Raw genomic sequence first — 14,650 nt, 5'->3', positions numbered from 1 at the left:
GTTCTGCATGTCCAAGCCTCTGCTTTCACCCAAGGGTGATTTTCCACCGGTCGGCCTGGGCCGGCGCCTGGCGGCGATGTTCTATGACTTCCTGTTGTGCACGGCGCTACTGATCGTGACGGCCGGCGCCTATAAGCTGATCCAGATGGCGATCATCGGCGAAGCACGCATGCGTGAGCTGACCGAGGCTGGCGCACTCGACGGCGACCCACTGCTGTCCACCGTGCTGCTGTTCGTCCTGTTCGGTTTCTTTGCCAAGTTCTGGACCCATGGTGGGCAGACCCTGGGCATGCAGGTGTGGGGTGTGCGCGTGCAGAACACCGATGGCACGGCCATCAGCCTGTGGCAGGCGCTGCTGCGGTTCGTGGTGTCGATTGCCTCGTGGCTGTGCCTGGGGTTGGGTTTTTTCTGGGTGTTGGTCGACAAGCGCAAGCGCGGTTGGCATGACATCTATTCGGAAAGCCAGCTGGTGCGGGTGCCGAAGCAGAAGAAGTGAGCTGAGACTTGTATTGCCTGTGCTGACCTCTTCGCGGGTAAACCCGCTCCCACAGGTACAGCACAGGCATCACGACCGGTGCGATTCCTGTGGGAGCGGGTTTACCCGCGAAGGGGCCAGCACAAGCGAACACCCATGAAAAAGCCGACCCTGAGGTCGGCTTTTTTGTGCAGCTCAGGCCACTATCCGGCCCGGCGCAACAACCACACACCGGCCAGCGCACAGATGCCCGCCGGGATCACCACCGCCAGCAGCGGCGGGAAGCCGAACACCTGGCTCGAAGGCCCCAGCAGGTCCTGGGCGATGCGGAACACGAAGCCCACCAGCACACCGGTGAACACGCGCTGGCCAAGGGTTACCGAACGCAGCGGGCCGAAAATGAAGGAAATGGCCATCAGCACCAGCGCCGCGGTCACCATCGGCTGCAATACCTTGGTCCAGAACGCCAGCCAGTAACGGGCATTGTTCAGGCCCTGGTCGGACAGGTAGTGGATGTAGTCCCACAGCCCGGTAATGGACAGCGACTCCGGTGCCAGGATCACGGTGTTGAGCAGTTGCGGCGTGAGCGAAACGTCCCAGCGCTCCTGCGGCGCGGTCACCACTTCGGTGTGGTCGCCACGGAAGAATGTGGTGCGCACATCGCTGAGCATCCAGTGGTCGTCCTGGTACTGTGCACGGCGGGCGAAGCTCGAGGTGACAATCTTGCGCTCGCTGTCGAAACGGTAACGGGTCACACCCAGCAGCAGGCCGTTAGGCTGCACGGCGTTGATGTGCACGTACTCCTCGCCCTGGCGGTGCCACATGCCGCGCTTGGAACTTTGCGCATCACCACCACCCTGGGCCAGGGAACGGTCGGCCTGGGCCTTGTTCTCGGTCACCGGCGCCACGTACTCGCCGATCAACAAGCCGACCAGCATCAGCACCAGCATCGGCTTCATCACCGCCCAGACGATGCGCCCGATGGAAACCCCGGCAGCACGCATGATGGTCAGTTCGCTGCTGCTGGCCAGGCTGCCCAGGCCGATCAGGCAGCCGATCAGGGCGGCCATCGGCAGCATTTCGTACAGGCGCCGTGGTGCGGTCAGCAAGACGAAGTTGCCCGCCTCCATCACCGTGTAGGTGTCACTCAGGTCGCTCATCTCGTCGATGAAGGCAAACAGCGAAGCCAGGCCGAGGATGATCCCCAGCACGGCAAGGATGGCCAGCAGCACGCTCTGGCCGATATAGCGGTCGAGCTTACCCATGGGCCACCTCCGCACGACGGGCGGCGCGCTTGAGGCGCAGCGGCTCCCAGTACATCAGGCCCAGGCCGATCAGCAGGAACAGGCCGTGGACCCACCACATGCCCAGGGCGATCGGCAGTTTGCCCTTCTCGAGGGCGCCGCGTACGGAAATCAGCATTGTCAGGTAAGCCATGTACAGAAGAATTGCCGGCAGCAGCTTGAGGAAGCGGCCCTGGCGCGGGTTGACCCGGGACAGCGGCACCGCCAGCATGGTGACGATGAACACCAGGATCGGCAGCGACAACCGCCATTGCAGCTCGGCGCGCTCGCGCAGGCCCTTCTTGCCGATCAGCTCGGAAGTGGGGATGGCTTCGCGGTCGGTCACTTCCTCGGCGACTTCCGGCTTGGGCAGCAGCACGCCGTAGGTGTCGTACTTGATCGCACGGTAATCGGCCTGGCCCGGGTTGCCGTCGTAACGGTAACCGTTTTCCAGCACCAGGTAGCGGTTGCCATCGGCCTGGATTTCCTGGTGGCCTTTTTCGGCAACCAGCACCGACGGGGCGCGGTCCTTGGTCTTGTCCTGGTTGAAGCGCTTCTCGGAAATGAACACCCCGGCCAGGTTGATGCGGTCATCCGACAGCTCTTCGGTGTAGGTCACCCGCGAGCCGTCGCGCAGGGTCTGGAAGCGGCCCGGCACCAGGGTGTCGAACTCGGTCAGGGCGTCCTGCTGGGCGATGATCTGCTGCACCTGGGCCACCCCCAGCGGCGCCAGGCTCAGGCTCAGCCAGGCCACCAGCAGGGCGACCAGGGCGGCCGGCGCCATGGTCAGGCCCAGCAGGCGCTGCTGGCTCATGCCGGTGGCCGACAGCACGGTCATCTCGCTTTCTAGGTACAGGCGCCCGTACGCCAGGAGAATGCCGAGGAACAGCCCCAACGGCAGGATCAACTGCAGGAAGCCCGGCAGACGGAAGCCCATGATCAGGAACAGCACGCTCGGGTCGAGCACACCCTGGGCAGCCTGGGCCAGGTACTTGATGAAGCGCCCGCTCATGATGATCACCAGCAGCACGGCGCTGACGGCGCTCAAGGTCACCAGGACCTCGCGGGACAGATAACGAAAGACGATCAAACCAGACACTCCTGGGTTGTCAGGGCGGACTGCCAATCAATGGCGCCAGACAATGACTTAGTACAGCCAAGACCAATGCCGGTTCGCCAAAGGCGAACCTCCATGTAAAGTGCGCGCATTATCCTGTGATTGACCGCCCCTGTCACTTCGCCGCGCATGAAGGCGCACAACGGGGTTGTCAGCACGCTTGCCGCAGGCTCAAACTGGCAGCTTTTCCGCTGGCGCGCGACTACGCGGCCAGGCCTGTCCAGAGCGCTGGAATACACAGCGCCGACTGTATCGATCATTCGGGGATCCTGACATGGAACTGGTTGTAAAAAGCGTAGCTGCTGCATCCGTAAAAACCGCCACCCTGGTCCTCCCGGTAGGTGAAAACCGCAAGCTCGGCAGCGTGGCCAAGGCGGTCGACCAGGCCAGCGAAGGTGCCATCAGTGCCGTGCTCAAGCGTGGCGACCTGGCCGGCAAGCCCGGCCAGACCCTGCTCCTGCAGAACCTCGCGGGCCTGAAGGCCGAGCGCGTGCTGCTGGTGGGCAGCGGCAAGGACGAAGCCCTGGGCGACCGCGCCTGGCGCAAACTGGTCGCCAGCGTCGCCGGCGTGCTCAAAGGCTTGAACGGCACCGACGCCGTGCTGGCCCTGGACGACATCGCGGTCAGCAACCGCGACGCCCACTACGGCAAGTACCGCCTGCTGGCCGAAACCCTGCTCGACGGCGAATACGTGTTCGACCGCTTCAAGAGCCAGAAGGCCGAGCCGCGCGCGCTGAAAAAGATCACCCTGCTGGCCGACAAGGCCGGCCAGGCCGAGGTCGAACGTGCCGTCAAGCATGCCAGCGCCATCGCCACCGGCATGGCCTTCACCCGCGACCTGGGCAACCTGCCGCCTAACCTGTGCCACCCTAGCTTCCTGGCCGAACAGGCCAAGGACCTGGGCAAGGCGCACAAGGCGCTGAAAGTCGAAGTACTGGACGAAAAGAAGATCAAGGACCTGGGCATGGGCGCGTTCTACGCCGTCGGCCAGGGCAGCGACCAGCCACCACGCCTGATCGTGCTCAACTACCAGGGTGGCAAGAAGGCGGACAAACCGTTCGTATTGGTGGGCAAGGGCATCACCTTCGACACCGGCGGCATCAGCCTCAAGCCTGGCGCCGGCATGGACGAAATGAAATACGACATGTGCGGTGCCGCCAGCGTGCTCGGCACCCTGCGTGCGGTGCTCGAGCTGCAGCTGCCGGTCAACCTGGTGTGCCTGCTGGCCTGCGCCGAGAACATGCCGAGCGGCGGCGCCACCCGCCCGGGTGACATCGTCACCACCATGAGCGGGCAGACCGTGGAAATCCTCAACACCGACGCCGAAGGCCGCCTGGTGCTGTGCGACACCCTGACCTACGCCGAGCGCTTCAAGCCGCAGGCAGTCATCGACATCGCCACCCTGACCGGTGCCTGCATCGTCGCCCTGGGCAGCCACACCACCGGCCTGATGGGCAACAACGACGACCTGGTCGGCCAGTTGCTCGACGCCGGCAAGCGCGCCGACGACCGTGCCTGGCAGCTGCCGCTGTTCGATGAGTACCAGGAGCAACTGGACAGCCCGTTCGCCGACATGGGCAACATCGGCGGGCCGAAGGCCGGCACCATCACCGCCGGCTGCTTCCTGTCGCGCTTTGCCAAGGCCTACGACTGGGCGCACATGGACATCGCCGGCACCGCCTGGGTCAGCGGTGGCAAGGACAAGGGCGCCACTGGCCGCCCTGTGCCCCTGCTGACCCAGTACCTGCTGGACCGCGCCGGCGCCTGACGCCATGAAGCCGGTGGCGCCCCGCGCCACCGGCCGGCGATACCATCATGAGCAAAGTAGATTTCTACATCCTGCCAACCGACTCACTGTCGGCGCGGCTCGATTTCGCCTGCAAGCTGTGCGAAAAGGCCTGGCGCCTCGGCCACCGGGTCTACCTGCACTGCCAGGACGCCGAGCAGCGCAGCGAGCTGGATCAACGCCTGTGGCGCTTCAAGGGCGAGGCCTTCGTGCCCCACGATCTCGCGGAAATGCATGCCGATGCCAGCGTGGCACTGGGCCTGGCGGCCGACAGCGCGGGCGACCACCACGACCTGTTGATCAACCTGGGCACGGGCGTACCGGGCTTTGTCGGCCAGTTCGAGCGGGTGGCCGAAATCGTCATTGAAGAGCCTGGCATCCGCCAATCGGCCCGTGAACGATTCCGTTTCTACCGTGAACAGGGCTATGCTCTGCAAGACCACCGCTTACAGCGACTTTGACGACGATGGACAAGCCCTCCCCCCTGCCCGACTCCGCCCATCTGCTCGATGACCTCGAGTCGATACGCCAGCTGCTTGGCGACGCCGACCTGCAACCACCGCTGCTGACCGAGACGGTGGAGCAGATCCCGTTGCTGCTTGAAGAAGCGCCCGGCAACCACGCGCCAGCGGCCGAGCCGGTAGCTGCCGAGCCCGAAGATGACCCGCAGACCCGCCGCCAGGACACCCTGCTGCACCTGGAAAGCGAGCTGCGCGCGGCGGCGCAAATGATCATGCAGGATGTGATCAATGACTTTACCCCGCATATCGAGAACGAGATCAAGCGCCGGCTGGATGCGCGGATCGAGCGGTTGATCAAGCGTTCGGAGTAAGCCTGAAAATTCGGCGGCGCCTGCTTCGCGGGTAAACCCGCCCCCACAGGGATCGCAGGAGCCCTAAGACTTGTGAGGTCTCTGTGGGAGCGGGTTTACCCGCGAAGAGGCCATGCCTGCCCTGCCAGATAGCAGCAGCTTGTCGCCTGCGGCCCCCAGCTTGGTTATACTTCCCGGCTTTCCCGAATAAATGCACAGGGTCCCGCCGCGCATGGATAAGACCTACCAGCCGCACGCCATCGAAACTTCCTGGTACAACACCTGGGAGTCCGAGAACTATTTCGCCCCACAAGGTGCAGGCGAGTCCTACACCATCATGATCCCGCCGCCGAACGTCACCGGCAGCCTGCACATGGGCCACGGGTTCAACAACGCGATCATGGACGCCCTGATCCGTTTCCGCCGCATGCAAGGCCGCGACACCCTGTGGCAGCCTGGCACCGACCACGCCGGTATCGCCACCCAGATGCTGGTCGAGCGCCAGCTCGAGGCCAAGGGCCAGAACCGGCATGACCTGGGCCGCGAAAAGTTCCTGGAAAAGGTCTGGGAGTGGAAGGACCAGTCCGGTGGCAACATCAGTCGTCAGATCCGCCGCCTGGGCTCGTCGGTCGACTGGAGCCGCGAGCGCTTCACCATGGACGACGGCCTGTCCGAAGCGGTCAAGGAAGCCTTCGTGCGCCTGCATGAAGACGGCCTGATCTACCGCGGCAAGCGCCTGGTCAACTGGGACACCAAGCTGCACACGGCCATCTCCGACCTCGAAGTGGAAAACCACGACGAGAAGGGCCACCTGTGGAACCTGCGCTACCCACTGGCCGACGGCGCCAAGACCGCCGAAGGCAAGGACTACCTGGTCGTCGCCACTACCCGTCCGGAAACCTTGCTGGGTGACGCCGCCGTGGCGGTCAACCCGAACGACGAGCGCTACCAGGCACTGATCGGCAAGTTCGTCGAACTGCCGCTGGTCGGCCGCCGTATCCCGATCATCGCCGACGACTACTGCGACCCCGAGTTCGGTACCGGCTGCGTGAAGATCACCCCGGCCCACGACTTCAACGACTACGAAGTCGGCAAACGCCACAACCTGCCGCTGCTGAACATCTTCGACAAGAACGCCTTCGTGCTCGCCAGCGCGCAGGCCTTCAACCTCGACGGCAGCGTCAACGAGCAGGTGGACACCCGCCTGCCGGCCCAGTACGCCAACCTCGACCGCTTCGTCGCGCGCAAGCAGATCGTCGCCGACCTGGATGCCCAGGGCCTGCTGGTGAGCATCGACGACCATGCCCTGAAAGTACCGAAAGGCGACCGTTCGGGCACCGTCATCGAGCCGTGGCTGACCGACCAGTGGTACGTTTCCACCAAGCCGCTGGCAGAACCTGCCATCGCCGCCGTGGAAGATGGCCGCATCCAGTTCGTGCCCAAGCAGTACGAAAACATGTACTTCTCCTGGATGCGTGACATCCAGGACTGGTGCATCAGCCGCCAGCTGTGGTGGGGCCACCGCATTCCGGCGTGGTACGACGAGGCTGGCCAGGTCTATGTCGGCCGCAACGAGGAAGAAGTGCGCGCCAAGCACAGCCTGGGCGCCGATGTGGTCCTGCGTCAGGACGACGACGTACTCGACACCTGGTTCAGTTCGGGCCTGTGGACCTTCTCCACCCTGGGCTGGCCGGAGCAGACCGAGTTCCTCAAGAAGTTCCACTCCACCGATGTGCTGGTGACCGGCTTCGACATCATCTTCTTCTGGGTTGCGCGCATGATCATGCTGACCATGCACCTGATCAAGAACGAGGATGGCACCCCGCAGGTACCGTTCAAGACCGTGTACGTGCACGGCCTGGTACGTGACGGCCAGGGCCAGAAGATGTCCAAGTCCAAGGGCAACGTGCTGGACCCGCTGGACATCGTCGACGGCATCACCCTCGACGCCCTGCTGGAAAAGCGCACCAGCGGCATGATGCAGCCCAAGCTTGCCGAGAAGATCGCCAAGCAGACCAAGGCCGAGTTCCCCGAAGGTATCGCCAGCTACGGCACCGACGCCCTGCGCTTCACCTTCTGCTCGCTGGCCTCCACCGGGCGCGACATCAAGTTCGACATGGGCCGCGTCGAAGGCTACCGCAACTTCTGCAACAAGATCTGGAACGCCGCCCGCTACGTGCTGGACAAGGGCGAGGACTGCGGCCAGAACGGCGAAGCCTACGAGCTGTCGCTGGCCGACCGCTGGATCATCTCGCAGCTGCAGCGTACCGAAGCCGAAGTGACCCGCCAGCTGGAGCAGTTCCGCTTCGACCTGGCCAGCCAGGCGCTGTACGAGTTCATCTGGAACCAGTACTGCGACTGGTACCTGGAGCTGTCCAAGCCGGTGCTGTGGGACGAGAACGCCCCGGTCGAGCGCGCCCGTGGCACCCGCCGCACCCTGGTGCGCGTGCTGGAAGTGGCGCTGCGCCTGGCGCACCCGTTCATGCCGTTCATCACCGAAGAAATCTGGCAGCGCATCGCGCCGCTGGCCGGCATCGAAGGCAAGACCATCATGCTGCAGCCGTGGCCGGTGGCCAATGAAAGCCGCATCGACGCCGCCGCCGAAGGCGACATCGAGTGGCTCAAGGAACTGATGGTCGGCCTGCGCAACATCCGCGCCGAAATGAACATTGGCCCGGGCAAGCCGCTGCCGCTGTTCCTGAAGAACGCCAACGCCGACGACCAGCGTCGCCTGCAGGAAAACGAAGCCCTGCTGAAGAAGCTGGCCAAGGTCGAATCGTTCACCGTACTGGGCGATGCCGACGAAGCGCCGCTGTCGGCCACCGCCCTGGTCGGTGACCTGCAAGTGCTGGTGCCAATGGCCGGCCTGATTGACAAGGATGCCGAGCTGGCGCGCCTGAACAAGGAAATCCAGCGCCTGCAGGGTGAAGTGGCACGCGTGGGTGGCAAGCTGTCCAACGCCGCCTTCGTCGACAAGGCACCGCCTGCCGTGATCGAAAAAGAGCGCGCCAAGCTGGCCGAGTCCGAACAGGCCCTGGCCAACTTCACCGAGCAGCATGCTCGGATTGCAGCGCTTTAATCACTAGAGAAAAAGCTGGGGCCGCTTTGCGGCCCTTTCGCGACACAAGGCCGCTCCTACAGGGACGGCGCCGGTCTGAAGGGCGCCGCAATCCTGTAGGAGCGGCCTTGTGTCGCGAAAGGGCTGCAAAGCAGCCCCAGGCTCTATCAGCCACCGCTCGTATAGGGCTGGACACTGCCATGACCCCGAACAAACCCACCCTGCACCCGCGCAACCGCCACCAGGGCCGCTACGACTTCCCCAGCCTGATCAAGGCCCACCCTGACCTGGCGCGCTTCACCATCACCAACCCCCACGGCAAGCCCAGCATCGACTTCGCCAACCCCGAAGCCGTACGGGTGTTCAACCGTGCCCTGCTCAAGGCCCAGTACGGCATCCAGCACTGGGATATACCTGCCGACTACCTGTGCCCGCCGATTCCCGGCCGTGCCGACTACATCCACGTGGCTGCCGACCTGCTGGCCGAGGACAATGCCGGCGAGATCCCCAAGGGCGCCCAGGTGCGTGCGCTGGACATCGGCGTGGGTGCCAACTGCATTTACCCGCTGCTGGGCCACAGCGATTACCGCTGGCGCTTCCTCGGCTCGGACATCGACCCCGTGGCCCTGGCTTCGGCCAAGGCCATCGTCCAGGCCAACGGCCTGAGCAAGGCCATCACCCTGCGCCAGCAGGCCAACCGTGCGCACATCCTCAGTGGCCTGCTGCAGGAGGGCGAACGCTTCGACCTGACTCTGTGCAACCCGCCCTTCCATGCCTCACGCGAAGAAGCCACCCGTGGCAGCCAGCGCAAGTGGAAGAACCTGGGCAAGCAGGACCCCAGGCGCAAGCTGCCGGTGCTCAACTTCGGTGGCCAGAACAACGAACTGTGGTGCGAGGGCGGCGAGATCCGCTTTGTCAGCCAACTGGTCGGTGAAAGCGTGCAGTACGCCGAACAGGTACTGTGGTTCACCAGCCTGGTGTCCAAGGCCAGCAACCTGCCGGGGATCGAGGCCGCGCTCAGGAAAGCGGGCGCCAAGGCCGTGCGCATCAGTGAAATGGGCCAGGGGCAGAAGCAAAGCCGCATGGTCGCCTGGAGCTTCCACGACGACGCCGCGCGCCAGGCCTGGCACGCCGGGCGTAAAACCCAGGCATGAAAAAACCGCGCCCGGGCAAGCCGGGCGCGGTTTTGTCAAAGCTTCAACAATTACTTGTTGATGGCGTCGGTCAGCACTTTGGCTGGAACGAACTTGACGACTTTCTTGGCAGCGATTTCGATGGCAGCGCCAGTCGAAGGGTTGCGGCCGGTACGGGCAGGACGCTCGGTGACTTTCAGCTTGCCGATGCCTGGCAGAGTGATTTCAGCGCCGTTTTCCAGCTGATCGGCAACGATCTGGCCCAGTTGCTCCAGAGCGTTCTTGGCGGTGGCTTTTGGCGCGGCGATCGATTCGGCGATGTCGGCAATCAGTTGGTCTTTGGTCAATGCCATGGTGGTGTTCCTTCCCTATCAAATTCGATGGTTATGCAGCGAACTACGACGTTATCGGGCCAGCCCCTGTAAGTGGAGGGCCGCGCCAATCGCGTATGTAGATACGCAAATCGACGTTTGGTTCGACACGACGACAGCACGCTGCCAGCAATGCGCCACACAAGGGCGCAAGACCGCGCAAAGCTACCACAGGAACGGATAAATATCCGCTGCGCGCTTCGATTTAATGCAGGTTTTTCGGGGGTTTTAGCTTAAAACGCGCAAATTTGAACAAAAAACGAACAACCGATATTTCTGCCAACATCCGGCCACTGCATCGCCTTGCGTCTGGGGTAAACTGGCCGACTTTTGCAGCTCGCCGAGAATCCCATGCCAATCCGTCATTGCATCGTTCACCTGATCGACAAAAAGCCCGATGGCAGCCCCGCCGTGCTGCATGCCCGCGATTCCGAACTGGCCGCCTCCGACGCCATCGAAAACCTGCTGGCCGACCTCAATGACAGCTACAACGCCAAGCAAGGCAAGGCTTGGGGCTTTTTTCACGGCGAGTCCGGTGCCTACCCGCTGAGCGGCTGGCTGAAGCAGTACCTGGACGAAGAAAAGGACTTCACCGCCTTCAGCCGCGTGGCCGTGGAGCACCTGCAGAAGCTGATGGAGGAGTCCAACCTGTCCACCGGCGGCCACATCCTGTTTGCCCACTACCAGCAAGGCATGACCGAATACCTGGCGATCGCCCTGCTGCACCACAGCGAAGGCGTGGCGGTGAACGCCGAGCTCGATGTGATGCCTTCGCGCCACCTGGATCTTGGCCAGTTGCATCTGGCGGCGCGCATCAACCTGTCGGAGTGGAAGAACAACCAGAACTCCAAACAGTACATTTCGTTCATCAAGGGCAAGAACGGCAAGAAGGTTTCGGACTACTTCCGCGACTTCATTGGCTGCCAGGAGGGCGTCGACGGCCCGGGGGAAACCCGCACTCTGCTCAAGGCCTTCAGTGACTTCGTCGAGAGCGAAGACCTGCCGGAAGAATCCGCCCGCGAAAAAACCCAGACCCTGGTCGAGTACGCCACTACCCAGACCAAGCTGGGCGAGCCGGTCACGCTGGAAGAGCTGTCCAGCCTGATCGACGAGGACCGGCCCAAGGCGTTCTACGACCACATCCGCAACAAGGACTACGGCCTGTCGCCGGAAATCCCCGCAGACAAGCGCACCCTCAACCAGTTCCGCCGTTTCACCGGGCGTGCCGAGGGGTTGTCGATCAGCTTCGAAGCGCATCTGCTGGGGGACAAGGTCGAGTATGACGAAGAGGCAGGGACCTTGATCATCAAGGGCCTTCCGACCACCTTGGTGGATCAGTTGAAGCGGCGCAAGGACTGATGGCCCCGGGGCTGCTGGGCAGCCCATCGCCGGCAAGCCAGCTCCCACAGGTACTGCACAGGCCAGAGGTCCATGCAGTCGAAGTGGGAGCTGGCTTGCCACAGCGACGAACCGCGACGATGGGGTGCGAAGCGGCCCTAATTGGCAGCCAATACTGCGCCATAGGAAGCAACCAACGCCTCCTTCGCCGACTTGCGCAGCCGCTTCACCAGCCGCTCCTGGCGTAACGCCTCGCCCTTGTCCGGCCATTGCTCCACATACACCAGCGCCTGGGCCGGGCTGGTCTTGAAGTAACGCGCGCCCTGCCCTTTCTGGTGCGCCAGAAAGCGCCGCTGCGGGTCATCGCTGATGCCGCAATACAACGAACCATTGGCCGCCCTTACCAGGTAGACATACCAAGGTTTGCTGGCGGCGATCTGGACGGATTCACTCACCCTGGGCCTGCTGGTATGCGCGCAATCCTTTGAACGCCTGCTGGCGTACCTTGTTCTGCACCAGCGGCGACCAGCCCAGCAGCATGCCTGGCACGCCCAGCGCCTGCCGCGACCAGCGCCACAAGTCGAATTGGTCATCGTGCAGGCAGATCCGCCCGTCACGGATCACGAAACGCGCCTGGATATCGTTGACCACGATGCGGCCGGTCTGGCTGAACAGGTAGGTGGCCACCCAATGTGCGGCCCCGGTGCGTTCATCGGCGCGGACGTTGTCGAAGGTCAGGGTGAAGTCCTTGGCCCGGCTGGTGAGCATTCGCCACATGTCGCCTGCATCCTTGCCACGCAAGGTGCCGAAGACCGGGTCGCTGAAGACGATATCGTCGCTGTAGCAGGCGACCATGGCCTCGGCATCCAGGCGCTGGAAGGCCTGGTAGAAGCGGGTGATCAGGTCGCGGTTGGCGTCGCTCATGGGGGCTGGTCCGTCCTGGGGATGAAAGCAGCACGATAATCTGCCCCGGTTGGTTATGCCAGTACCGGCCCTTTCGCGGGTAAACCCGCTCCCACAGGTACCACACTGCTTCAAGATGTGTGCGATTCCCGTGGGAGCGGGTTTACCCGCGAAGAGGCCAGCACTGCTACCCCCCCCTTCAGACTTTCTCGCTGCTCACCTGCACATGCAACGCCCGCCCGGCCCCCAGGCCGAACACGATGGCACCCACCCCAAGCACGGCAAAAATCCACCCGACTGCCGACCAGCCACCGGTCAAGTCATGCACCAGCCCCACCGCAAGCGGCCCCATCGACGCCAGGGTATAACCCACCCCCTGCGCCATGCTCGACAGGTTCGCAGCGACATGGGCATCTTTCGAGCGCAGCACGATCAAGGTAAGCGCCAGGGCAAAGGTACCGCCCTGCCCCAGGCCCAGCACCACCGCCCAGCCCCACAGCCCGGAAAGCGGCGCATACAGGCAACCGAACAGGCCAGCCAGGGTAATCAGCATGACCAGCACGATCGCCAGGCGCTGGTCCTTGCCGCGAGTGGCCAGCCAGGGCGCACTGAGCGAACTGACCAGTTGCACGATCACCGACCCCGACAGCACCAGCCCCGCCTCGGTCGGGCTCAGGCCGCGGCCGATCAGGATCGATGGCAACCAACCAAAGACTATATAAGCCAGTGACGACTGCAGGCCCATGTACAGGGTCACCTGCCAGGCCAGCGGATCACGCCACAGCCCACGCACGCGATAGGCCACCTTGTGCAGGCCATGCCCCTGGCGGGCCTGCGGCAGCCATACCAGCATGGCCAGCAGGGCCGGCACTGCCCAGAAGCCCAGCCCCAGCGCCCAGCTGCCGTCGAAATGCTGCGCCAGCGGGACGGTCGCCCCCGCCGCCATCGCCGCCCCCAGGCACAGCGCCATGGTATAGACGCCGGTCAGTGTGCCGGCGTGCTGCGGGAAGTCGCGCTTGACGATACCCGGCAACAGCACGCCAATGATGCCGATGCTGGCCCCCGCCATGAGGCTGCCGAGGAACACCCCGGTGGCCCCCAGGCTACTGCGCACGACGATGCCAAGCGCCAGCGTGGCGAGGATGCCGAGAATCACCCGCTCGCTGCCAAAACGCAGCGCCAGCACCGGCGCCAACGGGGCGAACAGGCCCAGGCATAGCACTGGCAAGGTGGTCAACAAACCGGCCTGCGAGGCATTCAGCCCCAAGCCTTCGGACACCAGGCCCAGCACCGGCGCCATGCTCGACAATGCCGGGCGCAGGTTCAATGCCACCAGCACCAGGCCCAGCAACAACAGCCAAGGCCGCTGCAGTAGTACCGGCTGCTGTTGGACCTGCTCGTCGTCAGCCTCGGCGTCGATCAGCAACTCATCGAGGTCCCGCTCGCTCGGCGGGGTGTTACGGGTGATGGAATCAGCCATGGCTTTCTCGGAGTCAGGATTCGATAAGAGTACGGCTCAGGCGCTTGGCCTGCTCCGCATCGCGTTGCTCGATGGCGGCAAGGATTTGCCCATGCAGGTCGAACGTGGCCTGGCAGCGCGGCACGGTCGCCATGTTGTGCTGCAGCGCGGCCGCCACCACCCCGGAAAAGTACCGGTACAGCTCGCTCAAGGCTGGGTTATGGGCGGCATCGACCAGCCGCTGGTGAAACACCAGGTCGCAGGCCACGTAGGCATCGATATCACCGTGAAAATGCCCGGCACTGTTGGCCAGGGCATCACGCAGTGCCTGCAGGTCGGCATCGGTTCGGCGCAATGCAGCCAGGCCGATGGCCTCGGCTTCGAGGATGTGCCGGGTTTCACGGGCCTGCTCGGGCGTACAGCGCGACATCGCCTGTACCGCCTGTAGCGGGTCCTGGGCCGTGCGAAGGTAGCTGCCATCGCCCTGGCGGATCTCCACCAGGCCGCTGAACGCAAGCACGCGCATGGCCTCGCGCACTGTGTTGCGACTGATGCCCAGTTGCACGGCCAGTTCCGGCTCGGTCGGCAGGCGCTGACCGACTTGCCAGTCGCCCAGCATGATCCGTTCGCGCATGCGCTCGACGGCCAGTTCGACCAGTGAACGCTTGTTCAATTCGGTGCTCACGTAACTCAACCAATCATCCGATGAATTAGCTTAGCTTACTAGCGAGCAAGGGGTTTGTCATTGCGCTGCCTGTACTGACGCAATCGCCGGCAAGCCCGCTCCCACATTGACCGCACCGACCTCAAGCCATGTGCAGTACCTGTGGGAGCTGGCTTGCCGGCGATGAGGCCAGCACAGTCAGTAAAGAAAGTTGCTTCTCCAGGGCCTGTTTACCCCGTGGAAGCGGCGACG

General features: G+C 63.8%; 14 protein-coding genes. 7 read left to right on the top strand and 7 right to left on the bottom strand.

Going from position 1 to position 14,650, the window contains the following annotated elements:
• Positions 1-7: 7 nt before the first annotated feature.
• On the top strand, positions 8-496 hold the full coding sequence (locus RIN61_RS16695; protein WP_112250808.1) for an RDD family protein: 489 nt from the start codon (positions 8-10) through the stop codon (positions 494-496).
• Positions 497-678: 182 nt separating this feature from the next.
• Here the strand turns inward: RIN61_RS16695 and lptG are convergent, their stop codons facing one another.
• Both lptG and lptF read right to left on the bottom strand, forming a co-directional pair.
• The gene (gene lptG / locus RIN61_RS16690) at positions 679-1,740 is read right to left on the bottom strand and encodes an LPS export ABC transporter permease LptG (protein WP_025337842.1); all 1,062 of its coding nucleotides are present in this window, start codon (positions 1,738-1,740) and stop codon (positions 679-681) included.
• Positions 1,733-2,848: an LPS export ABC transporter permease LptF gene (gene lptF, locus RIN61_RS16685; protein WP_015269075.1), complete on the bottom strand. Its 1,116-nt coding sequence runs from the start codon at positions 2,846-2,848 to the stop codon at positions 1,733-1,735. The genes lptG and lptF overlap by 8 nt, the downstream gene beginning before the upstream one ends.
• 301 nt (positions 2,849-3,149) lie before the next feature.
• On the opposite strand from lptF, the gene RIN61_RS16680 reads away from it, so the two are divergent.
• The 5 genes from RIN61_RS16680 (at position 3,150) to rlmF (ending at position 9,684) form a co-directional block, all read left to right on the top strand.
• Positions 3,150-4,643: a leucyl aminopeptidase gene (locus RIN61_RS16680; protein WP_112250806.1), complete on the top strand. Its 1,494-nt coding sequence runs from the start codon at positions 3,150-3,152 to the stop codon at positions 4,641-4,643.
• Positions 4,644-4,690: 47 nt separating this feature from the next.
• Positions 4,691-5,122, top strand: a complete 432-nt coding sequence (locus RIN61_RS16675; protein ID WP_112250804.1) for a DNA polymerase III subunit chi — start codon at positions 4,691-4,693, stop codon at positions 5,120-5,122.
• Positions 5,123-5,127: 5 nt separating this feature from the next.
• Positions 5,128-5,493: a DNA polymerase III subunit chi gene (locus RIN61_RS16670; protein WP_112250802.1), complete on the top strand. Its 366-nt coding sequence runs from the start codon at positions 5,128-5,130 to the stop codon at positions 5,491-5,493.
• Positions 5,494-5,704: 211 nt separating this feature from the next.
• Complete coding sequence (locus tag RIN61_RS16665; RefSeq protein ID WP_207877672.1) at positions 5,705-8,551, top strand: valine--tRNA ligase; 2,847 nt, start codon at positions 5,705-5,707, stop codon at positions 8,549-8,551.
• A gap of 179 nt (positions 8,552-8,730) precedes the next feature.
• Positions 8,731-9,684 (top strand): 23S rRNA (adenine(1618)-N(6))-methyltransferase RlmF, encoded by a 954-nt coding sequence (gene rlmF / locus RIN61_RS16660; protein ID WP_313852941.1) that lies wholly within the window; start codon positions 8,731-8,733, stop codon positions 9,682-9,684.
• Between the two features lie 50 nt (positions 9,685-9,734).
• Here rlmF and RIN61_RS16655 read toward each other — a convergent pair whose 3' ends face one another.
• Positions 9,735-10,016 carry an HU family DNA-binding protein gene (locus RIN61_RS16655; protein WP_112250800.1) on the bottom strand — a complete coding sequence of 94 codons (282 nt, stop codon included), beginning with the start codon at positions 10,014-10,016 and terminating at the stop codon, positions 9,735-9,737.
• Between the two features lie 369 nt (positions 10,017-10,385).
• On the opposite strand from RIN61_RS16655, the gene yejK reads away from it, so the two are divergent.
• Entirely contained in the window at positions 10,386-11,393 is a 1,008-nt protein-coding gene (gene yejK / locus RIN61_RS16650; protein WP_085624016.1) for a nucleoid-associated protein YejK, read from the top strand.
• Between the two features lie 137 nt (positions 11,394-11,530).
• Here the strand turns inward: yejK and RIN61_RS16645 are convergent, their stop codons facing one another.
• The 4 genes from RIN61_RS16645 to RIN61_RS16630 all read right to left on the bottom strand — a co-directional run bounded on the left by RIN61_RS16645 (position 11,531) and on the right by RIN61_RS16630 (position 14,419).
• Positions 11,531-11,827 carry a GIY-YIG nuclease family protein gene (locus tag RIN61_RS16645; protein WP_112250799.1) on the bottom strand — a complete coding sequence of 99 codons (297 nt, stop codon included), beginning with the start codon at positions 11,825-11,827 and terminating at the stop codon, positions 11,531-11,533.
• Positions 11,820-12,296 (bottom strand): nuclear transport factor 2 family protein, encoded by a 477-nt coding sequence (locus tag RIN61_RS16640; RefSeq protein WP_112250798.1) that lies wholly within the window; start codon positions 12,294-12,296, stop codon positions 11,820-11,822. The genes RIN61_RS16645 and RIN61_RS16640 overlap by 8 nt, the downstream gene beginning before the upstream one ends.
• A 178-nt stretch (positions 12,297-12,474) precedes the next feature.
• On the bottom strand, positions 12,475-13,755 hold the full coding sequence (locus RIN61_RS16635) for a CynX/NimT family MFS transporter (RefSeq protein WP_313852936.1): 1,281 nt from the start codon (positions 13,753-13,755) through the stop codon (positions 12,475-12,477).
• A gap of 13 nt (positions 13,756-13,768) precedes the next feature.
• On the bottom strand, positions 13,769-14,419 hold the full coding sequence (locus RIN61_RS16630; RefSeq protein ID WP_112250795.1) for a FadR/GntR family transcriptional regulator: 651 nt from the start codon (positions 14,417-14,419) through the stop codon (positions 13,769-13,771).
• Positions 14,420-14,650 lie beyond the last annotated feature (231 nt).

It is taken from the genome of Pseudomonas inefficax (genome assembly GCF_032164165.1).
In the GTDB taxonomy this organism is placed as follows: Bacteria; Pseudomonadota; Gammaproteobacteria; order Pseudomonadales; family Pseudomonadaceae; genus Aquipseudomonas; species Aquipseudomonas inefficax.
This window is presented reverse-complemented; position numbering and strand designations above follow the sequence as displayed.

Bases quoted from the DNA above. Each gene is read 5' to 3' on its own strand.
- RIN61_RS16665 (WP_207877672.1), top strand. From the start codon at position 5,705: ATGGATAAGACCTACCAGCCGCACGCCATCGAAACTTCCTGGTACAAC.
- rlmF (WP_313852941.1), top strand. From the start codon at position 8,731: ATGACCCCGAACAAACCCACCCTGCACCCGCGCAACCGCCACCAGGGC.
- RIN61_RS16680 (WP_112250806.1), top strand. From the start codon at position 3,150: ATGGAACTGGTTGTAAAAAGCGTAGCTGCTGCATCCGTAAAAACCGCC.
- RIN61_RS16675 (WP_112250804.1), top strand. From the start codon at position 4,691: ATGAGCAAAGTAGATTTCTACATCCTGCCAACCGACTCACTGTCGGCG.
- lptG (WP_025337842.1), bottom strand. From the start codon at position 1,740: ATGGGTAAGCTCGACCGCTATATCGGCCAGAGCGTGCTGCTGGCCATC.
- RIN61_RS16670 (WP_112250802.1), top strand. From the start codon at position 5,128: ATGGACAAGCCCTCCCCCCTGCCCGACTCCGCCCATCTGCTCGATGAC.
- RIN61_RS16640 (WP_112250798.1), bottom strand. From the start codon at position 12,296: ATGAGCGACGCCAACCGCGACCTGATCACCCGCTTCTACCAGGCCTTC.
- RIN61_RS16655 (WP_112250800.1), bottom strand. From the start codon at position 10,016: ATGGCATTGACCAAAGACCAACTGATTGCCGACATCGCCGAATCGATC.
- RIN61_RS16635 (WP_313852936.1), bottom strand. From the start codon at position 13,755: ATGGCTGATTCCATCACCCGTAACACCCCGCCGAGCGAGCGGGACCTC.
- RIN61_RS16695 (WP_112250808.1), top strand. From the start codon at position 8: ATGTCCAAGCCTCTGCTTTCACCCAAGGGTGATTTTCCACCGGTCGGC.
- yejK (WP_085624016.1), top strand. From the start codon at position 10,386: ATGCCAATCCGTCATTGCATCGTTCACCTGATCGACAAAAAGCCCGAT.